This is a genomic window from Stella humosa (assembly GCF_006738645.1).
GTDB classification, from domain to species: Bacteria; Pseudomonadota; Alphaproteobacteria; order ATCC43930; family Allostellaceae; genus Allostella; species Allostella humosa.
This window is the reverse complement of the sequence record NZ_AP019700.1, coordinates 1,295,557-1,314,283: the sequence shown is the minus strand read 5'-3', so window position 1 is coordinate 1,314,283 and position 18,727 is coordinate 1,295,557. Positions and strand designations below refer to the sequence as shown.

The 18,727-nt window shown below is 69.8% G+C and carries 18 protein-coding genes; 10 read left to right on the top strand and 8 right to left on the bottom strand.

The features are described from left to right. Window positions 1-3 precede the first annotated feature (3 nt). The 4 genes from STVA_RS06255 (at window position 4) to STVA_RS06240 (ending at window position 5,252) form a co-directional block, all read left to right on the top strand. Complete coding sequence (locus STVA_RS06255) at window positions 4-981, top strand: serine hydrolase domain-containing protein (RefSeq protein ID WP_123689451.1); 978 nt, start codon at window positions 4-6, stop codon at window positions 979-981. A gap of 163 nt (window positions 982-1,144) precedes the next feature. Continuing rightward, window positions 1,145-1,516 (top strand): hypothetical protein, encoded by a 372-nt coding sequence (locus STVA_RS06250; RefSeq protein ID WP_123689452.1) that lies wholly within the window; start codon window positions 1,145-1,147, stop codon window positions 1,514-1,516. Beyond that, the gene (locus STVA_RS06245; protein ID WP_123689453.1) at window positions 1,513-4,350 is read left to right on the top strand and encodes a response regulator; all 2,838 of its coding nucleotides are present in this window, start codon (window positions 1,513-1,515) and stop codon (window positions 4,348-4,350) included. The genes STVA_RS06250 and STVA_RS06245 overlap by 4 nt, the downstream gene beginning before the upstream one ends. After that, a complete protein-coding gene (locus STVA_RS06240) occupies window positions 4,329-5,252 on the top strand; it encodes a diguanylate cyclase (protein ID WP_123689454.1) in 924 nt (307 codons plus the stop codon). Before STVA_RS06245 ends, STVA_RS06240 begins: the two co-directional genes overlap by 22 nt. 134 nt (window positions 5,253-5,386) lie before the next feature. On the opposite strand, the gene STVA_RS06235 is transcribed toward STVA_RS06240, so the two are convergent. From STVA_RS06235 to STVA_RS06220, 4 genes are all read right to left on the bottom strand, one after another. After that, window positions 5,387-5,734 carry a RidA family protein gene (locus tag STVA_RS06235; protein WP_123689455.1) on the bottom strand — a complete coding sequence of 116 codons (348 nt, stop codon included), beginning with the start codon at window positions 5,732-5,734 and terminating at the stop codon, window positions 5,387-5,389. Between the two features lie 34 nt (window positions 5,735-5,768). Continuing rightward, window positions 5,769-6,362: a DJ-1/PfpI family protein gene (locus STVA_RS06230; RefSeq protein ID WP_123689885.1), complete on the bottom strand. Its 594-nt coding sequence runs from the start codon at window positions 6,360-6,362 to the stop codon at window positions 5,769-5,771. Between the two features lie 131 nt (window positions 6,363-6,493). Continuing rightward, window positions 6,494-7,396 (bottom strand): isocitrate lyase/PEP mutase family protein, encoded by a 903-nt coding sequence (locus STVA_RS06225; protein WP_123689456.1) that lies wholly within the window; start codon window positions 7,394-7,396, stop codon window positions 6,494-6,496. 39 nt (window positions 7,397-7,435) lie between these two features. Then, entirely contained in the window at window positions 7,436-8,272 is an 837-nt protein-coding gene (locus STVA_RS06220; RefSeq protein WP_170216431.1) for a GntR family transcriptional regulator, read from the bottom strand. A gap of 115 nt (window positions 8,273-8,387) precedes the next feature. Between STVA_RS06220 and STVA_RS06215 the strand changes: the two genes are divergently transcribed. From STVA_RS06215 to STVA_RS06205, 3 genes are read left to right on the top strand one after another with little or no spacing between them, the layout of a single operon-like run. After that, window positions 8,388-9,194 carry an ABC transporter ATP-binding protein gene (locus tag STVA_RS06215; protein WP_123689458.1) on the top strand — a complete coding sequence of 269 codons (807 nt, stop codon included), beginning with the start codon at window positions 8,388-8,390 and terminating at the stop codon, window positions 9,192-9,194. 10 nt (window positions 9,195-9,204) lie between these two features. After that, window positions 9,205-9,993 (top strand): ABC transporter permease, encoded by a 789-nt coding sequence (locus STVA_RS06210; protein WP_123689459.1) that lies wholly within the window; start codon window positions 9,205-9,207, stop codon window positions 9,991-9,993. Window positions 9,994-10,013: 20 nt separating this feature from the next. Then, window positions 10,014-11,039, top strand: coding sequence for an ABC transporter substrate-binding protein (locus tag STVA_RS06205; protein ID WP_170216432.1), 1,026 nt, complete (start codon window positions 10,014-10,016; stop codon window positions 11,037-11,039). A gap of 34 nt (window positions 11,040-11,073) precedes the next feature. Here the strand turns inward: STVA_RS06205 and STVA_RS06200 are convergent, their stop codons facing one another. Beyond that, window positions 11,074-11,931: a LysR substrate-binding domain-containing protein gene (locus STVA_RS06200; RefSeq protein ID WP_123689461.1), complete on the bottom strand. Its 858-nt coding sequence runs from the start codon at window positions 11,929-11,931 to the stop codon at window positions 11,074-11,076. A 97-nt stretch (window positions 11,932-12,028) separates the two neighbouring features. Between STVA_RS06200 and STVA_RS06195 the strand changes: the two genes are divergently transcribed. From STVA_RS06195 to phnY, 3 genes are read left to right on the top strand one after another with little or no spacing between them, the layout of a single operon-like run. Continuing rightward, complete coding sequence (locus STVA_RS06195) at window positions 12,029-13,177, top strand: 2-aminoethylphosphonate--pyruvate transaminase (RefSeq protein WP_123689462.1); 1,149 nt, start codon at window positions 12,029-12,031, stop codon at window positions 13,175-13,177. A 14-nt stretch (window positions 13,178-13,191) separates the two neighbouring features. Then, window positions 13,192-14,430, top strand: a complete 1,239-nt coding sequence (gene phnA / locus STVA_RS06190; RefSeq protein WP_123689886.1) for a phosphonoacetate hydrolase — start codon at window positions 13,192-13,194, stop codon at window positions 14,428-14,430. Between the two features lie 6 nt (window positions 14,431-14,436). Beyond that, window positions 14,437-15,891: a phosphonoacetaldehyde dehydrogenase gene (gene phnY, locus STVA_RS06185; RefSeq protein ID WP_123689463.1), complete on the top strand. Its 1,455-nt coding sequence runs from the start codon at window positions 14,437-14,439 to the stop codon at window positions 15,889-15,891. A gap of 42 nt (window positions 15,892-15,933) precedes the next feature. Here the strand turns inward: phnY and STVA_RS06180 are convergent, their stop codons facing one another. From STVA_RS06180 to STVA_RS06170, 3 genes are all read right to left on the bottom strand, one after another. After that, window positions 15,934-16,344, bottom strand: a complete 411-nt coding sequence (locus STVA_RS06180) for a PIN-like domain-containing protein (RefSeq protein ID WP_123689464.1) — start codon at window positions 16,342-16,344, stop codon at window positions 15,934-15,936. Next, a complete protein-coding gene (locus STVA_RS06175; RefSeq protein ID WP_123689465.1) occupies window positions 16,341-17,042 on the bottom strand; it encodes a hypothetical protein in 702 nt (233 codons plus the stop codon). Before STVA_RS06175 ends, STVA_RS06180 begins: the two co-directional genes overlap by 4 nt. 67 nt (window positions 17,043-17,109) lie before the next feature. Beyond that, window positions 17,110-18,654 (bottom strand): alkaline phosphatase family protein, encoded by a 1,545-nt coding sequence (locus STVA_RS06170; RefSeq protein WP_123689466.1) that lies wholly within the window; start codon window positions 18,652-18,654, stop codon window positions 17,110-17,112. Between the last annotated feature and the right edge of the window lie 73 nt (window positions 18,655-18,727).

The following is an 18,727-nucleotide window of genomic DNA, read 5'->3' as shown; positions in this document are numbered from 1 at the left end:
ACCATGACCGATATCGGAAGCTGGCCCGCCTGGGCCGGCCCGGCCGACGCCGGCTGGTGCGCGGACAAGTTGTCGGCGGCCACCGCTTTTGCCGACGGCATCGACACGGCCGCCCTGCTGCTGGTGGTGCGCGGCCGGGTGGTGCTGTCCCACGGCCGCGTCGCCGACCGCTTCAACACCCATTCCATCCGCAAGAGCATCCTCTCGGCCCTGATCGGCATCCACGAGGCCGAGGGGCGGATCGACCTGGATGCCTCGCTGGGCGGGCTCGGGATCGACGACCGGCTTGGCCTGACCGACCGCGAGAAGCTGGCGAAGGTGCTGGACCTGCTCTGCGCGCGGTCGGGCGTCTATCATCCGAGCGGGTATGAATCGCCCTGGATGGTCTCGATCAAGCCGGCCCGCCACAGCGCCGGCCCGGGCACCGTCTGGTGCTACAACAACTGGGACTTCAACGCGCTGGGGACGATCTTCCGGCAATCGACCGGGGCCGACATCTTCGCCGACTTCCAGGCCCGTATCGCCGGGCCGACCGGGATGGAGGACTTCCGGCCCGCCGAGGATGGTCGCTACATCGACCTCCCGGATTCCCGGCACCCGGCCTACCCCTTCCGCATGACGGCCCGCGACCTCGCCCGCTTCGGCCAGCTATTCCTGGAGGATGGCTGCCGCGACGGCCGGCGGCTGTTGCCCGAAGGCTGGGTCGAGGCCAGCACCGCGCCCGTCTCCGACGCCGGCCACCAGGGTGCCTACGGCTATATGTGGTGGGTGGCGCGGCAGAGCATCTTCTACCCCCATGTCCGCGTGCCCGAGGGCACCTATGCCGCGCGCGGCGCCGGCGGCCATGTCGTGCTGGTGATGCCGGCACTCGACGCCGTCCTCGTCCATCGCGTCGACACCGACCAGCCCGGCCGCGTGGTCACGGGCGCCCAGTTCGGCCGCCTGCTGAGGCTCGTCCTGCAGGCAGCTCCGCGCCACTGATCGAAGCGGCCGGACCGCCCGCGACCCGGCCGCATCCGACACCGTATTGACGCGGCAACCCGCATATTCTACGGGGTCGGCACGTTCTGCAACCAGCCACCGGACGATCGACGATCCGGCAGGTCGCCTTTTGATCCCAACCGCTGGCAGCCCCGGCCGCAACATGGATAGACCCAACGAAGGGCGTGGCGGCGACGGGTGCGGCGGCTGGCGGGATTTCATCCCCGCCGCGGCCCTGCTGGTCTTCGGCCTCGCCGGGCTCGGCATGGCCATGCTGGCCCCGTCGGGCAATGGCGGGCAGTATGCGGTGGTGGCGCCGCCCTGGTACGACCTGCGGCAGACGATGGCCCTCGTCCAGGCAGCCGATGGCCTGGTCTCCGGCACGGGCGGCCTCGCCAACATCGTCGTCGCCCATTCCGACAGTCCCGGTTTCGTCGGCGCCCTCTATCGGGCGGGCGCCTGGGCGGTGATTGATCCGATCCGGGAGCGGGGCTGTATCGGGGATCGACGGACAGCCCAGGGGGACGGCGGATGACGAACGAACTCGACAAGGTTCGCCATCACTTCGGGCAGTTCCTGGTCGTCCTGTTCTGGCTGCATGTGCCGATCCTCGCCGCGACGGCCGTGGCCGTGGACCGGTCGCCGGTCGGGGCGGCACTGGCCAGCACCGTGCTGGCCGCGGCCTATCACCTGGCATGGTGGCGGCGTGGCAGCGCGCCCTCCACGCGCTATCTGTCGGCCATCGCCCTGATGGGCGAGCCCGTCCTGCTTGTCTACCTGTTCTCGGGCAAGGCCTGGCAGATGGACATGCACATGTACTTCTTCGCCACGCTGGCGCTCACCATCGCCTGGTGCGACAAGCGGGCCGTGGTGGTGGCGGCTACGGCCATCGCGATCCATCACCTGGCGCTGAGCTACCTGCTGCCCCTGGCGGTGTTCCCCAGCGGCGGCGATCTCTCGCGGGTTCTTCTGCATGCGGGCATCGTCGCATTCCAGACCGCCGTCCTGGTCTGGCTGAGCGACACCCTGGTCGAGAAGTTCGGCCAGATCGGCACGATGAGCGCCGAGACGCAGGAGGCCGAGAACGCCAATCGGGCCAAGAGCATGTTCCTGGCCAACATGAGCCATGAGATCCGGACGCCGATGAACGCCATCCTCGGCTTCGCGCATCTGGCTCTGCGCACGGACCTGACGCCCCGGCAGCGCGACTACGTCACCAAGATCGACCGCGCCGGCAACTCCCTGCTTCGCCTCATCAACGACATCCTGGATTTCTCGAAGAACGAGGCCGGCAAGCTGTCGCTGGAGCGCCACCCCTTTGCCGTCCAGGCCGCGATCGACAACCAGCTCCACATCGCCGCCACCGCTGCCGAGGCCAAGGGCGTCGCCCTTCGCGCCGTGATCGACAAGACGGTGCCGGAGGTGCTGATCGGCGACGAACTGCGCTTCAGCCAGGTGGTGCTGAACCTGGTCACCAATGCCGTGAAGTTCACCGGCAACGGCACCGTCACCGTGTCGGCAAAGGTCGCAAAGCGGGAAGCCGACACGGTCACGCTGGAAGTGTCCGTCCAGGACACGGGCATCGGCATGACGGAACAGCAACTGGCGTCGCTGTTCCGCAGCTTCAGCCAGGCCGACAGTTCGACGACCCGCCGCTTCGGCGGCACCGGGCTGGGGCTGGCGATCTGCAAGCAGATCGTCGAGCTGATGGGCGGCACCATCCGGGCGGAAAGCAGCCCAGGTGCGGGCAGCACGTTCGTCTTCACCGTCGTGATGGAGGTGGGCGCCGCCGCGGCCATGCCCACCGAGCCCGTGCCGACGCCGGACATCGCGCGGCTTCGCGTGCTGGTCGCCGACGACAACCCGGCGTCGCGCAAGATCCTGCAGCAGATCTTTGCGTCCTGGTCGATGCCGGTCGACCTCGTGGCATCGGGACCCGAGGTGCTGGGGGCGATCGACATGGCCGCATCGGCAGCCACGCCCTACGACCTCGTCCTGCTGGACTGGAAGATGCCGGGGCTGGACGGCATCGAAACCATCGCAGCGATGCGCGCCAGCACCGGCGCCGGCCGGATGCCGTCCGTGCTGCTGGTGACGGCGTACGGGGACGACGAGGTTCGGGCCGACGCCGAAGCGATGGATGTCGCCGCCGTCCTGACCAAGCCGGTCGATCCCCGGGCCTTGCTCGCGGCCATCACCCGCCTGCATGCCAGCCAGACCGGGACGGCGACAGCCGCGGACGACGACCGCAATGCCGGCGCGATCCCGATGGTGGCGCCGGCCCGGCGCGGGCTTCGCGTGCTGCTGGCGGAGGACAACCCCATCAATCGGGAAATCGCGATCGAACTGCTGACCGGCGCCGGGCTGAAGGTGGATACGGCCGAGAACGGCCGGATCGCCTGCGATCGCATGCAGGCGGCCGGCGGGCGCTATGCCGCCGTGCTGATGGACGTCCAGATGCCGGAGATGGACGGCATCGAGGCGACTATGCGCATCCGACAGGACTGGCCGGCCGACCGCCTGCCGATCATCGCCATGACCGCGCACGCCTACGAAGTCGAACGGCAGCGCTGCTTCGCGGCCGGCATGAACGACCATATCGCCAAGCCGGTCGACCCGGCCTTGCTGATCCGCACGCTGGATCGCTGGCTTGTCGCCCGCGATGCGACGTCGCTGGCCGAGGAGGCGGCGTCGGCCGCCCCGCCGGCGGCATCGCCGACCGACACGCTGCCGGACAGCCTTCCGCCCTTCGATTTGCCGGCCGCCCTCCGCCGGGTCAACGGCAAGCACGCATTGCTGCGCCGGCTGATCGTCAACTTCGGCGCCAATTTTGCCGACGCCGCGCCGAACCTGCGGGCGCATGTCGCCCGGGCGGCGCTGGGCGATGCGCGGCGTCTTGCCCACACGCTGAAGGGCGTCGCCGCATCGTTGGAGATCCGAGAGGTCGCGGCGGTGGCCGCGGGCATAGAGACGGCCCTGGCCGATGACGACCTCGACGGGATGGACGCCAAGCTCGACGCACTGGATGGCCTGATGGCGCCCGCCATCGTAGCGGCGCGGAGCCTCCTTCCCGGCGGGCCGACCAGTGCCGCGCCGACCGGCGCAGCGGTCGACGCCGCCGCCGTGGCGAGGGCGACCGTGGCGCTCCGCACGATGCTCGGGCGACGCAGCCTTGGCGCCCGCGCCGGGTTCGACCGCCTGGCCCAGGCATTGGGCATGACGGCCGAGGCGGCAGCGCAGCATCCGATGAAGGCGGCCCTCGACCGGCTCGACTATGATCGCGCCTTGCAGTTGCTCGACGAGATCCCGCACGCAGACGATTCAACGGTTCCAAGGACAGAAACGCTATGGATCGGGCCACGATTCTGATCGTCGACGACGAGATCTCGAATATCGAGATCATCAACGCCGCCCTCGAGGACAGCTACGAGATCTGCTTTGCCACGTCGGGCGAGGAGGCGATCAAGCTGGCGCGGACCGTGCTGCCCGACCTGATCCTGCTGGACGTGCTGATGCCTGGCATGGATGGCTACGAAGTGTGCCGGACGCTCAAGGACGACCGGCTGCTCGCCGACGTGCCGATCATCTTCACCACCGGCCTCGACGGCCTCGACGCCGAAGCGCGGGGATTGTCGCTGGGCGCGATCGACTACGTCACCAAGCCGATCGCGCCGCGCCTGCTGTCCGCGCGCGTACGCAACCACATCGAACTGAAACGCCTGCGCGATCAACTGGCCGAAATGGCGGTGACCGATTCCCTGACGGGGCTCAGCAATCGCCGGCGCCTGCAGCAGACGCTGGACGCCGAGACGGCGAGGCTCGCGCGCTCCGGCGACTGGCTGTCGGTCATCATGATCGACATCGACTTCTTCAAGCTCTTCAACGACACCTACGGCCATCCCGTCGGCGACCGCTGCATCGCCATGGTGGCCTCGGTGCTCAACCGCGCGGTGCGCCGTGCCTCGGACCTGACGGCGCGCTATGGCGGCGAGGAATTCGCCTGCGTCCTGCCCGAGGCGGAGCTCGACGCGGCGATGGCGGTGGCACGGGATATCCAGGCCCAGGTCCGCTCGCTGGGCATTCCCCACACGGCATCCGCCATCAGTTCCTATGTGACCGTGAGCGTCGGCGTGGCAACGGCGCGATGCCTGCCCGGCATGGCGCCGGAACTGTGGATCAAGCAAGCCGACCACCAGCTCTATCTGAGCAAGTCTGCCGGCCGGGACCGGGTCGTGGGCGGCATCTTCGATACCGCGTCCGCGGCGGGCTGAGCCAAGGCCGGAAACATACGAGCGGGCCAGCCGCCGGTCGTATCGGTGTCGGGCTATCTGATCCGGTAAGAGCCCGCCCCGGCGGGGGCCGCGGCCGCCGCCCCGCGATCGGGCCGGCGGCCGAAGCCTGTGGGTCACGCGGCCGCGATGACCGCGATCTCGACCCGGTACTGCGGGGCGGCCAGCTTGGCCTCGACCGTGGCGCGGGCCGGCGTGTTGCCGGCCGACACCCAGGCGTCCCACGCCTTGTTCATCTCGTTGAAGGTGGCGATGTCGGGCAGCCAGATGTTGGCCGACAGCAGCTTCGACTTGTCGGTCCCGGCCTCGGCCAGGATCGCGTCGATCTTCTTCAGCACCTGCTCGGTCTGCGCGCCCACGCCGACGCTGGTGTCGTCGGCCACCTGGCCCGCGACATAGACGACGCCGCCATGGACCACGCCCGCGCTCATGCGGGGGCCGGACTTGATGCGCTTGATGCTCATGGAACTTGGCCTCTCTCTGGGAACGAAAATCGGTTCACGCCGCCGCTGTATAGGGCGGGGCGGGATCGTACTCCATCCGGCGCTGGACGTGGCGTGCGAAGGCGGGGTCGTAGAGCTGCCCGATCAGCCACAGCGACATGTCGATGCCGGCCGACACCCCGGCCGACGTGACGAGGTTGCCGTCGCGCACGAAGCGGACGTCGTCCAGCACGGTGGCGTCCTCGCGCCGGCGCAGGGTCTCGACGAAACCCCAGTGGGTCGTCACCTGCTTGCCGCGGCCGGGCCCGGCCTCCACCAGCAGCAGCGATCCGGTGCACACGCTGGTGACCCAGCGGCAACCAGGCGCCACCCGCGCGATCCAGTCGATCATGGCGCGGTTGGAAACCTCGCGCCGGGTCCCCTGCCCGCCCGGCACCAGCAGCACGTCGATGCGCGGCGCGTCGTCGAAGCTGTGGTCGGCCACCACCCGCATGCCCTTGGCGCAGCGGATGACGCCGGCGCGCTCGGCCACGAAGAAGGGCTTCAGCTCCCGGCGCTCGTGGGCGGCCATGCCGAAGACTTCCCACGGGCCGACGAAATCCAGCTCCTCGGCGTCCTCGAAAAGAACGATCCCAACATTGATGTCCATGCGTTCCACCCCGCTGCTCGACCGTTGGCGCGGAGCATAGCGCAGGCTGCCACATCCCGCGATCCGCAGCATGGGCTGGAACGTGCTGGTCCGGCGCGCGGCAACCGTCCGCCGCGCGCCGACCGATCCGGCTACTCCGCTGCGGCCTTGGCCTGCCCCAGTTCGGCTTCCTGCGGCACGCGGAACTTGGTGCGCAGCGGGTCCCAATAGTCCCCGCCCATGCGGCGGAAGCCCTCGGCGACCGAGAACTTGGTCTTCAGCTCGGGATGGACGCCGGTCTCGCGCAGTTCGTCCAGCACCGTCTCGCACATGCCGATGACCGAGCGGAACAGCACGCTGGGCATGATCGCCATGCGATAGCCCATGGCCTGGACATCCTTCACCGGCGACAGGGGCGTCTTGCCGCGGAACACCATGTTCAGCAGGCAGGGCCCGTGCACCAGCTTGGGCACGGCCGCCACCTCCTCCATCGTCTGCGGCGCCTCGACGAAGGCCATGTCGGCGCCGGCGGCCAGGGCGGCGTTGGCGCGGCGGATCGCTTCGTCGAAGCCCATGACGGCGCGCGAATCGGTGCGCGCGATGACCAGGAAGTCGGGGTTGCGGCGGGCGCCCACGGCCGCCCGGATCTTGGCCAGGTAGTCGTCGAGCGGCACCAGCACCTTGTCTTCCAGGTGGCCGCAGCGCTTGGGCATCTCCTGGTCCTCGATGTGGAAGCCGGCGACGCCGCGGCGCTCGTACTCGTGGACGGTGCGCACGGTGTTGAGCTCGTTTCCGTAGCCGGTGTCGGCGTCGGCGATGACCGGGATGCCGACGGCGTTGGCGATGCGGCCGGCATTGTCGGCCATCTCGGACATGGTCACGAGGCCATAGTCGGGATAGCCCAGCGAGGCCGAGGTGCCGGCGCCCGTCATGTAGACGGCCTGGAAGCCGGCATGGCGGATCATGCGGGCGGTAATGCAGTCATAGGCGCCGGGCGCCAGGACGAAGCCGTCCTGGTGAAGCTGGGCGCGCAGCTTGGTAGCACCGGATGTCATGAGCGTTCTCTCCCCTGGTGGTCGGTTGGCGGCGCACGCTCACTCGGCGAGCGTGGTCTCGTAGGACACGATGGGCCCGGCGGCCGGGTCTTCCCAGTTATGGACGGTGCGAAGCTGGTAGCGCTGCGGCGAGGCCAGCATGGTCAGGTCCTCGACCGGGCGGCCGTCGCCATCCAGCAGCCGGCGACGGATATGCAAGAGCGGCGCGCCGGCATCCAGTTGCAGCAGGCCGGCGATGTGGGGGTCGGCCAGTGCCGCCCCGATCCGCTGCTCGGCCCGGCGATAGCCGCGGCCCGCCCGGCGCAGCAGCTCGTAGAGCGGCGTCGTCTCCATGTCGGCGCGGTCGTAGGTTCGGCCAATCGCATCCGGCACATAGGTCGTCAGATGCATGATCGGCAGCCCGTCGCGGTGGCGGACGCGCACGGCGCGCTGGGCCTTCTCCCCCACCGCCAGTTCCAGCGCCGCACGCACGTCGGGCGGCGGCACGACATGGTCGAACTCCAGCACCCGGGCGCGAAGCTGGCCGGTGCGGGCGATCGCCGCCTCGACGTCGGCCACGGCGTGCTGCAGGGGCTCGGCCGCGGGCGGCGGGCGCACGAAGGTGCCGCGGCCGTGCCGACGCTCCACCAGGCCCGCCTGCTCCAGGTCGGCCAGGGCGCGGCGCACGGTGATCCGCGACACGCCGAAGGCCCGCGCCAGCGCCTCTTCCGGCAGCAGGGCGCGGCCGGCGGCATAGCGCCCCGACACGATCCAGTCCTTGAGGACGACGAACACCTGGCGATGGAGGGCGGCCCCGACCGACCGCACCAGGCCGGCCTCCGGCATCGTGGCGGCCGGCATCTCCAGACCGGCGATCGCTGGCACCGTGCTTGACACTCGACGCTCCGCCACAGCAGGATGTACTAACTTTATAACAAGATAACCTAAGCACCGGGGCGGGGGAAACGCAATGGCGATCACGGCCGGCCTTGGCCGACAGGCTCCGGCATCCATGCCCGGGCCCGCGGCTGGGCTGATCTCCTTCGAGGGGTTCGGCAAGTCGTTCGAGGTGCCGGGCGGCACCGTGCATGCCGCGCGCGACGTGAACCTGACCGTCGACGAAGGCGAGTTCGTGACGCTCGTCGGGCCGTCCGGCTGCGGCAAGTCGACCTTGCTGAATGCGGTCGCCGGCCTCTTCCCCGCCAGCGCCGGGACCGTGCGCTATCGCGGCCAGCCGGTCGACGGCTACAACCGCTCGGTCGGCTACATGACGCAGAGCGACCACCTGCTGCCCTGGCGCGACGTCGCCGGCAACATCGCCGTGCCGCTGGAGATCCAGGGCCGGTCGCGGGCCGAGATCCGCGAGCGGGTGCAGGCACTGGTCGGCCTGGTCGGGCTGACGGGGTTCGAGAAATCCTATCCGACCCAGCTTTCGGGCGGCATGCGCAAGCGCTGCGCGCTGGCCCGCCTGCTGGCCTACGACCCCGAGACCTTGCTGATGGACGAGCCGTTCGGCGCGCTCGACGCCCAACTTCGCCTCGGCATGCAGATCGAGATCCGCAAGCTCTGCCGCGACCTCGGCAAGACCGTGCTGTTCGTCACCCACGACCTGGACGAGGCCGTGGCGCTGGCCGACCGCTGCGCCGTCTTCAGCCCGCGCCCCGGTACCATCCGGCGCATCGTCGACGTGCCGCTGCCGCGCGACCGCGACCTGCTGCGGCTGCGCCACGACCGCCGCTATGTCGAGCTGACGGCCGAGCTATGGGACCTGCTGGCACCCAGCATCGCCACCCATGCCGACATGGAGCCCACCCGATGAAGACCAGCCGATGAAGTCCACCCTGGGCCGCCCCGCCATCTGGGCCTTGCGCGCGCTGCTGCTGGCGGCGGTGCTGGGCGGGTGGGAGCTGGCGTCCGGCCGCCTGTTCGAGGAGTTCTTCGTCAGCCGCCCGTCGGCGATCGGTGCGGTTGCCTGGAGCTGGGTGAAGAGCGGCCGGCTCTTCTATCACGCCGGCATCACCATCACCGAGGCGGTGGCCGGCTTCGCGCTGGGCGGGCTGGCCGGAATGACGGCCGGCATCCTGCTGGGCCGGCTGCAACTGCTGGCCGACGTGCTCGACCCGTTCATCACCATGTTCTACAGCCTGCCGAAGATCGCGCTGGCGCCCTTGTTCGTGCTGTGGTTCGGCATCGGCATGGACATGAAGATCATTCTGACGGCGACGGTCGTCTTCTTCCTGGTCTTCCTCAACACCTACACGGGCGTGCGCAACGTCAGCCGCGAGCTCATCGCCATCCTGCGATTGATGGGGGCGAACGAGCGCCACGTGCTGACCAAGGTGGTGCTGCCGTCGGCCGTCACCTGGGTCTTCGCGGGGTTGCGCCTGTCGGTGCCCTACGCGCTGATCGGCGCCATCGTCGGCGAGCTGATCGCCGCCAACCAGGGGCTGGGCTACCTGCTGGCCGACGCCGCCGGGCAGTTCAACACGGCCGGCGTGTTCGCCGCCTTGCTGGCGATCGTGCTGCTGGCGCTCTGCCTCAACCTGGCGGTCAAGCTGTTCGAATATCGCGCCATGCCCTGGCAGCGCGGCCAGGCGGTGCGCGAAATGTCCATATGAAGACACCCCCCGGAGGAAACATGCGTTCGCCGTCCTGGATCGCCGCTGCCCTGGTGGCGGTCGGCATCGGCCTTGCCGCCCCCGCCGCCGCGCAGGAGAAGGTCCGCTTCTCCTTCACCGCCGCCAGCATGCTCTATGCCCCGGTCTACGTCGCGGACACGATGGGCTTCTTCAAGCAGCAGGGCCTGGAATCCGAGATCGTCCACTTCAAGGCGGGCGGCAGTGCCGCCTTGGCGGCAGTCCTGGGCGGCAATGTCGACATCTATGTGGGCGCGGCCTCCAGCGCGCTGCGCGCGGTCGACAAGGGCACGGACGCGGTCGTCATCGCCTCGCTGATGACCCAGTTCTCGATCAATGCCGTGATCCGCGGCGACATCGCCAAGGAACGCGGGCTGACACCCGCCAGCACCGAGGCCGAGCGGCTGAAGGCGTTGAAGGGCCTGCGCATCGGCGTCAGCGGTGCGGGCAGCGGCACCCACCAGATCATGCAGTACATGCTGGCCCGCGCCGGCCTGAACCCCGAGCGCGACGCCACCATCGCCTTCCTGGGCGGCGGGTCGGACGTGCTGGCGGCGTTCCTGGCCAAGCGCATCGACGCGGCCGCCTTCTCCAACCCCGCCAGCGACCTGGCCGTCCAGAAGCATGGCGGCTTCCTCTTGATAGACGGCGCGGCCGGGCAGCTCGAGGAACTGAACGGCTTCCTCTACGTCACCCTCATCACCTCGCGCCGCTGGCTCGCGAAGAACCCCGAGAAGGCGGTGCGCACGGTGCGTGCCTTCCAGCAGGCGCTCGATACCATGCACGACCCGGTCGAGGGGCCGAAGGCGCGCGACGCCATCCACCCCCAGCACTTCGCCCAGACCGAGAAGCCGATCTTCGACGCCGCCTGGGCCGCCCTGAACCCGGCCTTCCCCAAGTCGGTCGCGATCGAGCGCCCGCACCTGGAGAACGTCGTGCGCTTCCTCAACAACTTCTCGGAAGAGAAGTACGGCGAGGACGTGAGCAAGGTCTACACGAACGAGGTCGCGGACAAGGCGCGCAAGTAGCAGGCGGGCGGGAACCTGCGCGGTTCCCGCCCCCCTACCCCGGCACCAGTTCCAGGAACGCCCGCACCACCGCCACCCGCCGCCGGTCGGTGCGGCAGACGACGAACTCGCGGGTGACCAGCAGGGGGTCGTCGACCGGCACCATAGCCAGGCGCGCGTCGGCGCCGAACTCCGCCTCCGACACCACCGCCAGGCCGATGCCGGCGGCGACGGCCTCGCGCACCGCCTCGCGGCTTTCGATCTCCATGACGATGCGGGGGCGGATGCCGGCTACGGCCAGGCGCGCCTCGAACAGGCGGCGGGTGACGGAGCCTGCCTCGCGCAGGACCATGGGCTGGCCGGCGAGTTCCGCCGGGGCCACCATCGGCCGGGCGGCCCAGGGATGCTCGCGGGGTACGACGATCACCACCCGGTGGCGGCCGCAGGGCACCGCGTGCAGGCGCGGGTCGTCGGGCACGTCGGCCAGGATCGCGACATCGGCCGCGAAATGCAGCAGGTCGTCCAGCACGGCGCCGGCATTGCCGATCGACAGGATCGCCTGCACGCCCGGATAGCGTCCATGGAAGGCCGCCAACAGCGGCGCCACGTGATAGGGGCTGTCGGCCGCCACCCGCAGGCGGCCGGTGCGCAGCGTGCGCGCGTCGCCGATCAGTTCGGCCGCGGCGGCCTCCGCGTCGGCCAGGCGCTGCGTGACGTCGAGCAGGCGGCGGCCGAAATCGGTCAGCACCACGCGCCGGCCGAGGCGATCGAACAGGGCCGCCCCGCAATGTTCCTCGATCGCTTTCACCTGGGCCGACAGCGTCGGCTGGGTGACGCCCAGGCGCGCGGCCGCGCGGGTGAAGCTGCCCTCGACGGCGACGGCGTGGAAGGCGCGGAGCTGGGTCTGAAACATAGATTTCTTCTATGCTTCACATAGAGGATCGGGATTGGACTTATACAAGAAGGCTCGCCATCCTCCAACCAAATCCCCGATCCGGAGCCCCCCCTCGATGACCGACCCGAACGCGGTGCCGCTGCTCCTCACGCCCGGCCCCTTGACCACGTCGGAGACGACCAAGCGCGCCATGCTGCGCGACTGGGGCTCGCGCGACGGCCGCTTCGTCGAGATGAACGTGCGCATCCGCCGCCGGCTGGTCGACCTGGTCAATGGCGGCGACCGCTTCGTCGCCGTCCCGATCCAGGGCAGCGGCACCTTCGCGGTCGAGGCGATGCTGGGCACGATGCTGCCGCCCGACGGCAAGATCCTGCTCGCCATCAACGGCGCCTATGGCCACCGCATGGCCCGCATCGTCGAGATGCTAGGCCGCGCCGCGGTCGAGTACGAGACGGCCGAGGACACGCCGATCGACGCGGCCGAGGTCGGCCGCCGGCTCGACGCCGACCCCGCCATCACCCATGTCGCCATCGTCCATTGCGAGACGACGTCGGGCGTGCTGAACCCGGTGGAAGCCGTCGCGGTCGAGGTCGCCCGGCGCGGCCGCCGCCTGCTGATCGACGCCATGGCCGCCTTCGGCGCCCTGCCGCTCGATGTCTCCGAGGTTGCCTGCGATGCGGTGGCCGCCTCGTCCAACAAGTGCCTGGAGGGTGTCCCCGGCCTGGGCTTCATGCTGGCCCGCCGCGAGGCGATCGAGGCCTGCGAGGGCAACGCCCATGCCCTCAGCCTCGATCTCTACGACCAGTGGCGCTTCATGGAGCGGGCCGGGCAGTGGCGCTTCACGCCCCCCACCCACGTCATCGCCGCCTTCGACCAGGCGCTGACCGAGCATGCCGCCGAGGGCGGCGTCGCCGGCCGCGGCGCGCGCTATAGGGAAAACTGCCGCATCCTGGTGGACGGCATGCGGGCCATGGGCTTCGAGACACTGCTGCCGGATGCCATCCAGGCCCCGATCATCGTCACCTTCCACATGCCGTCCGACCCGGCCTTCCAGTTCCAGTCCTTCTATGACCGGCTGCGCGACCGCGGCTTCGTCATATATCCCGGCAAGCTGACGGTGGCCGACAGCTTCCGCATCGGCTGCATCGGGCAGTTGCATGCGGCCGACATGCACAACGCGCTCGCCGCGATCGCCGCCACCCTGGCCGAGATGGGCGTGACCCATTGCAGCCCGGTGCCGGTCGCCCGCCGCGCCACCGCCTGAAGGGAGCAACAGCCATGGACGGGACTTCCCGCGACCGCTCGGTCGAAGTGAACGGCCGGCGCTACCAGGCGCCGCGCCAGCCGACCGTCATCGTCTGCGTCGACGGCTCCGAGCCGGACTACACGACGGAGGCCATCCGGGCGGGCGTCATGCCCTTCCTGGAAGGTGCGCTGAAGCGCGGCGCCAGCCTGCTGGCCGATTGCGTGGTGCCGAGCTTCACCAACCCCAACAACCTGTCGATCGTCACCGGCCGGCCGCCGGCCGTGCATGGCATCGCCGGCAACTACTTCCTGAACCCGGAAACGGGCAAGGAAGTGATGATGAACGACCCGCAGTTCCTGCGCACCGGCACCATCCTGGCCGCCTTCGCCGATGCCGGCCTGTCGGTCGCGGTCGTGACGGCCAAGGACAAGCTGCGCACGCTGCTGGGCCACAAGATGAAGGGCATCTGCTTCTCGGCCGAGAAGGCCGACAAGGCGACGGTGGCCGAGAACGGCATCGACGACCTGCTGGCCTTCGTCGACCGGCCGCTGCCGTCGGTCTACAGCGCCGACCTGTCGGAGTTCGTGTTCGCGGCCGGCGTCCGCCTGCTGGAGACGCGGCGGCCCGACATCATGTACCTGTCGACCACCGACTACATCCAGCACAAGCACGCGCCGGGCACCCCGGTCGCCAACCACTTCTATGCCATGATCGACCGCCACATCGCGGCGATGGATCGCCTCGGCGCCGTCATCGCCCTGACCGCCGACCACGGCATGAACGCCAAGTTCGGTGCCGACGGGCAGCCCCAGGTGATCTATCTGCAGAGCGTGCTGGACGGCATGCTGGGTGCGGGTGCGGCCCGCGTCATCCTGCCGATCACCGACCCCTACGTCGTCCATCACGGCGCGCTCGGCTCGTTCGCGACGGCCTACCTGCCGGCCGGCAGCGATGCCGCTGCGGTGGCCGCCAAGCTGGCCGCCATCCCGGGCATGGAGCTGGTGCTGGACGGCGACGCCGCGGCCGCGCATTTCGAGCTGCCGCGCGAGCGCATCGGCGACCTGGTGGCCGTCTCGGCGCGCAACTGGGTGCTGGGCACGCGGGCCGACCTGCACGACCTGTCCGGCCTGGACGCGCCCTTGCGCTCCCATGGCGGGATCAGCGAGCAGCGCGTGCCGCTGATGGTGACGCGGCCGGTCACGGACCTGGACCCGGCCCACCGCCTGCGCAACTTCGACATCTTCGACGTCGCCCTCAACCACCTCGCCTGAGGCGTCATGACCGCACTTCCGAAGAACTTCGAGGCCGACGGCCTCCGCCACGAGACGCTGCGCATCGCGGGCGAGCGGGTCGACAACCCGCGCCGGATCGACGTCCACTACCCCTGGGACAACCGCGTCATCGGCTCGGTGCCCAAGGCGACCGAGGCCGACGTGGCCCGCGCCTTCGAGGTGGCCGCCGCCTTCCGCTCGCCGCTGTCGCGGCACGAGCGCGGGGCCATCCTGCAGCGCACCGCCCGCATCCTGGTCGAGCGCACGGCCGAGGTGAGCGACCTGATCACGCTGGAATCCGGGCTGTCGAAGAAGGATTCCGTCTACGAGGTCGGCCGCGCCCACGACGTCTTCATGCTGGCGGGCCAAGCCGCGCTCAACGACGACGGGCAGATCTTCTCGTGCGACATCAGCCCGCACGGCAAGAAGCGGCGCATCTACACCCAGCGCGACCCCCTGCGCGCGATCTCGGCCATCACGCCCTTCAACCATCCGCTGAACCAGGTGGCGCACAAGATCGCGCCGTCGATCGCCACCAACAACAAGATGGTCCTGAAGCCGTCCGAGAAGACGCCGCTGACGGCCTTCCTGCTGGCCGACATCCTCTACGAGGCGGGCCTGCCGCCGGCGATGTTCCAGGTGGTGACCGGCGACCCGCGCGAGATCGGCCTGGCGCTCATCAAGTGCCCGGAGATAGACCTCGTCACCTTCACGGGCGGCGTCGGCGTCGGCAAGTGGATCGCCGACAACCTGGGCTATCGCCGCTGCGTGCTGGAACTGGGCGGCAACGACCCGCTGATCGTGATGGAGGACGCCGACCTGGAGGAGGCCACGACGCTGGCCGCCGCCGGTTCCTACAAGAACTCCGGCCAGCGCTGCACGGCCGTCAAGCGCATGCTGGTGCATGAGAGCCTGGCCGACGCCTTCGCGGCCCGCCTGGTGGAGAAGACCAAGGCGCTGAAGTACGGCGATCCGATGGACCCGGCGACCGACATGGGCACGGTCATCGACGAGGAATCGGCGACCCGCATCGAGGGCCGCGTGACCGATGCCATCGCCAGAGGCGCCCGCCTGCTGCACGGGCACGAGCGCCGGGGCGCGCTCTACGCGCCGACGGTGGTCGACCATGTCCCGGTCGACGCGCCGCTGGTGATGGAGGAGACGTTCGGCCCCGTCTCGCCGATCCTGCGCTTCCGCGATATCGACGAGGCGATCCGGATTTCCAACGGCACGGCCTACGGCCTGTCGTCGGGCATCGTCACCAACCGGCTGGACTACATCACCCGCTTCGTCCAGGAGCTGAACGTCGGCACGGTCAACGTCCGCGAGGTCCCCGGCTACCGCATCGAATCCTCGCCCTTCGGCGGCATCAAGGATTCGGGCCTGGGCTACAAGGAAGGCGTGCTGGAGGCGATGAAGGCCTTCACCAACGTGAAGACCTACTCCCTGCCCTGGGGGTGAGGATGAGGGCGGGCGGGGTTCGACCGAGCCCTGCCCGTCCCGCTACAGCGGCAGTGTGGTGATCCGGCTGCCACGGCGAACGGGCAGACTGTAGAGCGCCGGCCCGCCGACGAGGCTAGCGATCTTGGCCATGTCCGGCCAACGCCACAGCAGAGCCGAAGCCACTTGGTTCAGCGGCGTCTTCTGGAAACCCGGCTCCAGCACGAAGCCGCGAAGGCCGGCGGCCCGATAGGCGGCACGCTCGGCCTTGTTGCGAACAATGCGGCCGTCCCCGGTCACGACCAGCCATTCATCCGCATCGGCGCCAAGTAGAGCGATCCACTCGATATCGCTCGCATGGCGGCCGCACGGCAAGTCCTTGATATGGATCGCCTCGTGACCGAGATGGGCGATGTAGCCGCAAAGTGTCGCGGCCAGTACCGGGGACGTGCAGTTATCGAAGAAGACCTTCACGCGGCGCTTGGCTGGTCCAGAATCTGCTCGAACGCCACCGCCCGCCGCACGGACGAGACCTTGACGCCCCATGCCCGCGCGGCCGCCTCGACCGAGCCTTCAGCCAGCGACGCAGCCGCCAGGATTGCCGCCGGAACGTGACTGTCCGCCTCGATCGGCTGACCGAAGGAGTGGCTTGGGTCGAGAAACACGCCCCCCGACCGCCCGGCCGGCCACCAGCGAAGGGGTACACCGCCGTCGCCGAAATCGACCTGCTTCATGAACGGGGCGACGATGTCGCGCATGGTCCACTGATTGCGCGCGAGGTCGATCAGCCTGGCGTCGCCGCTGTCCTCGACCACTTCCATGAAAATGGTTCGGCCATCGGTCTTGAACCGGTTCGTGGCAAGTGGATGTTCATCGCCCAGCCACTCGCGGGCCCGCTCGATGACGAGACGGACGCGCTGAGGCGGCAGCCCCCAGCCGATGAAGGCATCGGCCATCTTGACCTGCAGCAGGTCGCGGAAGCCGAGGTGGGTCGACCCGTCGCCCAGATCGACCTGCGGCCGCCACAGCGGCTCGTAGAACCGCGCCCCGATCCGATGCCCCTTCAGCCAGCGGACGAGCCTGGACGCCGGCACGTCGCTCAGGCGCGCGGCCTCGGCCGGCGTGTACAGGCCGATGCCGACAAGTGACTTCTGCGGCAACAGGAGGTTCAAACCCGGATTCCCCTGCAAGGGCTGGTGGAAATATGGCGAGCAGCCACGGCCGCCGTCAATGTGGCCCTCAGACGGCGCGATTCGACGCCGCCCCGCCCGCCCCCAGGTGATAGTGGCTGAGCGTCTTGTCCTCATGCGCCATGCGCCAGGACAGCAGCCGCCGCGCATAGTCGAACATCTGCCCCTGCCGGGCCGGGTCGCGCGACAGGTCGTTGAGTTCGCCCGGGTCGGCGGCCAGGTCGAAGAAGAGCGGCGGCAGGCCGGCGAAGTGGACGTACTTGCCCTGGGCGTCGCGCCGCACCAGCAGGCCGCATTCCTCGGGCGACAGGCCCAGGGTCTTCTCGAAATGGCCGCCGCGCACGTCGCGGAAGTCGTAGCCCCAGTGGACGGCGTCGCGCCAGCGGTCGGGCGTGCCGCCGGCCAGGAAGGGCGCCAGGTCGGCGCCGTCGCAGGCGGGCGGCACCGGCCGGCCGAGCCAGCCCAGCACCGTCGGCATCACGTCAACGGCCTCGGTGAATGCCTCCACCACCCTTCCGCGCCCGGCATCGGCCGAGCGTCGCGGATCGCGGACCAGCAGCGGGATATGGAAGGCCTGGTCGTGATAGCCGTCCTTGCCCAGCAGCCAGTGGTCGCCCAAATGCTCGCCATGGTCGGCGGTCAGCACGATCAGCGTGTCGTCATAGGCCCCGCTCGCCTTCAGGTCAGCGATGACCCGGCCCAGCGCCGCATCGGCCAGCGACACCAGCCCGTAGTAGGTGGCACGAAGCTGGGCGAGTGCGGCCTCGTCCATGGCCGCCATCGGCACTGCGTCCGCCACCGGCAGCTTGCCCGCCCATTGCCGGGCGATGTGGGCGGCCAGCCAGGGATGCTGTGCGGCCTGCGCCGTCCGGTCGGCGGCGCGCAGCGCGGGCGGCACGTCGGCCGGGTCGACCAGCCGGTCGTACGGCGCCGGGGCGATATAGGGCGGGTGCGGGCGGATGAAGGAGAGGTGGAGGAACCACGGCTTGCCGCCATTCACCGCCAGCCAGTCGCGCACCCGGTCGGCCAGGAAGAAGGTGATCTCGTCCTCGGCCACCATGTGCATCGGCGCCCGCGTCGGGCCGTCCCCCGGTTGGGCCCCGGAGCGATCGGGCAGATAGAGGTCGGTCGGCCGCGCCGGCACGTCGTGGCCGCGCGCCTTCAGCCAGGCCGCCCACGGCTCCAACGATTCGGTCAGCAGCAGCTCAGCGTCGAAGCCGGGCAGCACCCCCTCGTAGGTGGCGAGCACCGGGTCGTTCGGGTCGTGGTCGCGCGGGTCGGCACTGGTGTCGGTATAGCCGAAGAGCTTGGGCGCATAGCCGGCCTTGCGCGCCTCCAGCGCCAGGTTGGCGTGGCGGGCGTCGAGCGGCGTGCCATTCCGCAGCGACCGGTGGTTGTGCATGTAGAGGCCGGTCAGCAGCGAGGCACGGGCCGGGCCGCAGGGGGCCGCCTGGGTGAAATGGTTGCGGAACAGCACCCCGTCGGCCGCCAGCGCGTCGACGGTGGGCGTGCGCACGCAAGGGTGGCCCACCGCCTGGATGCAGTCAGCCCGCCACTGGTCGAAGGTCACGAGAAGAATGTTGCCCGCGGCCATGCGTCCGGCCCTCCCAAGCTGAAACCAAGCCAGCCTGCGACGTAGCACAAGGGCACCCCGGCGGCGTAGTCTC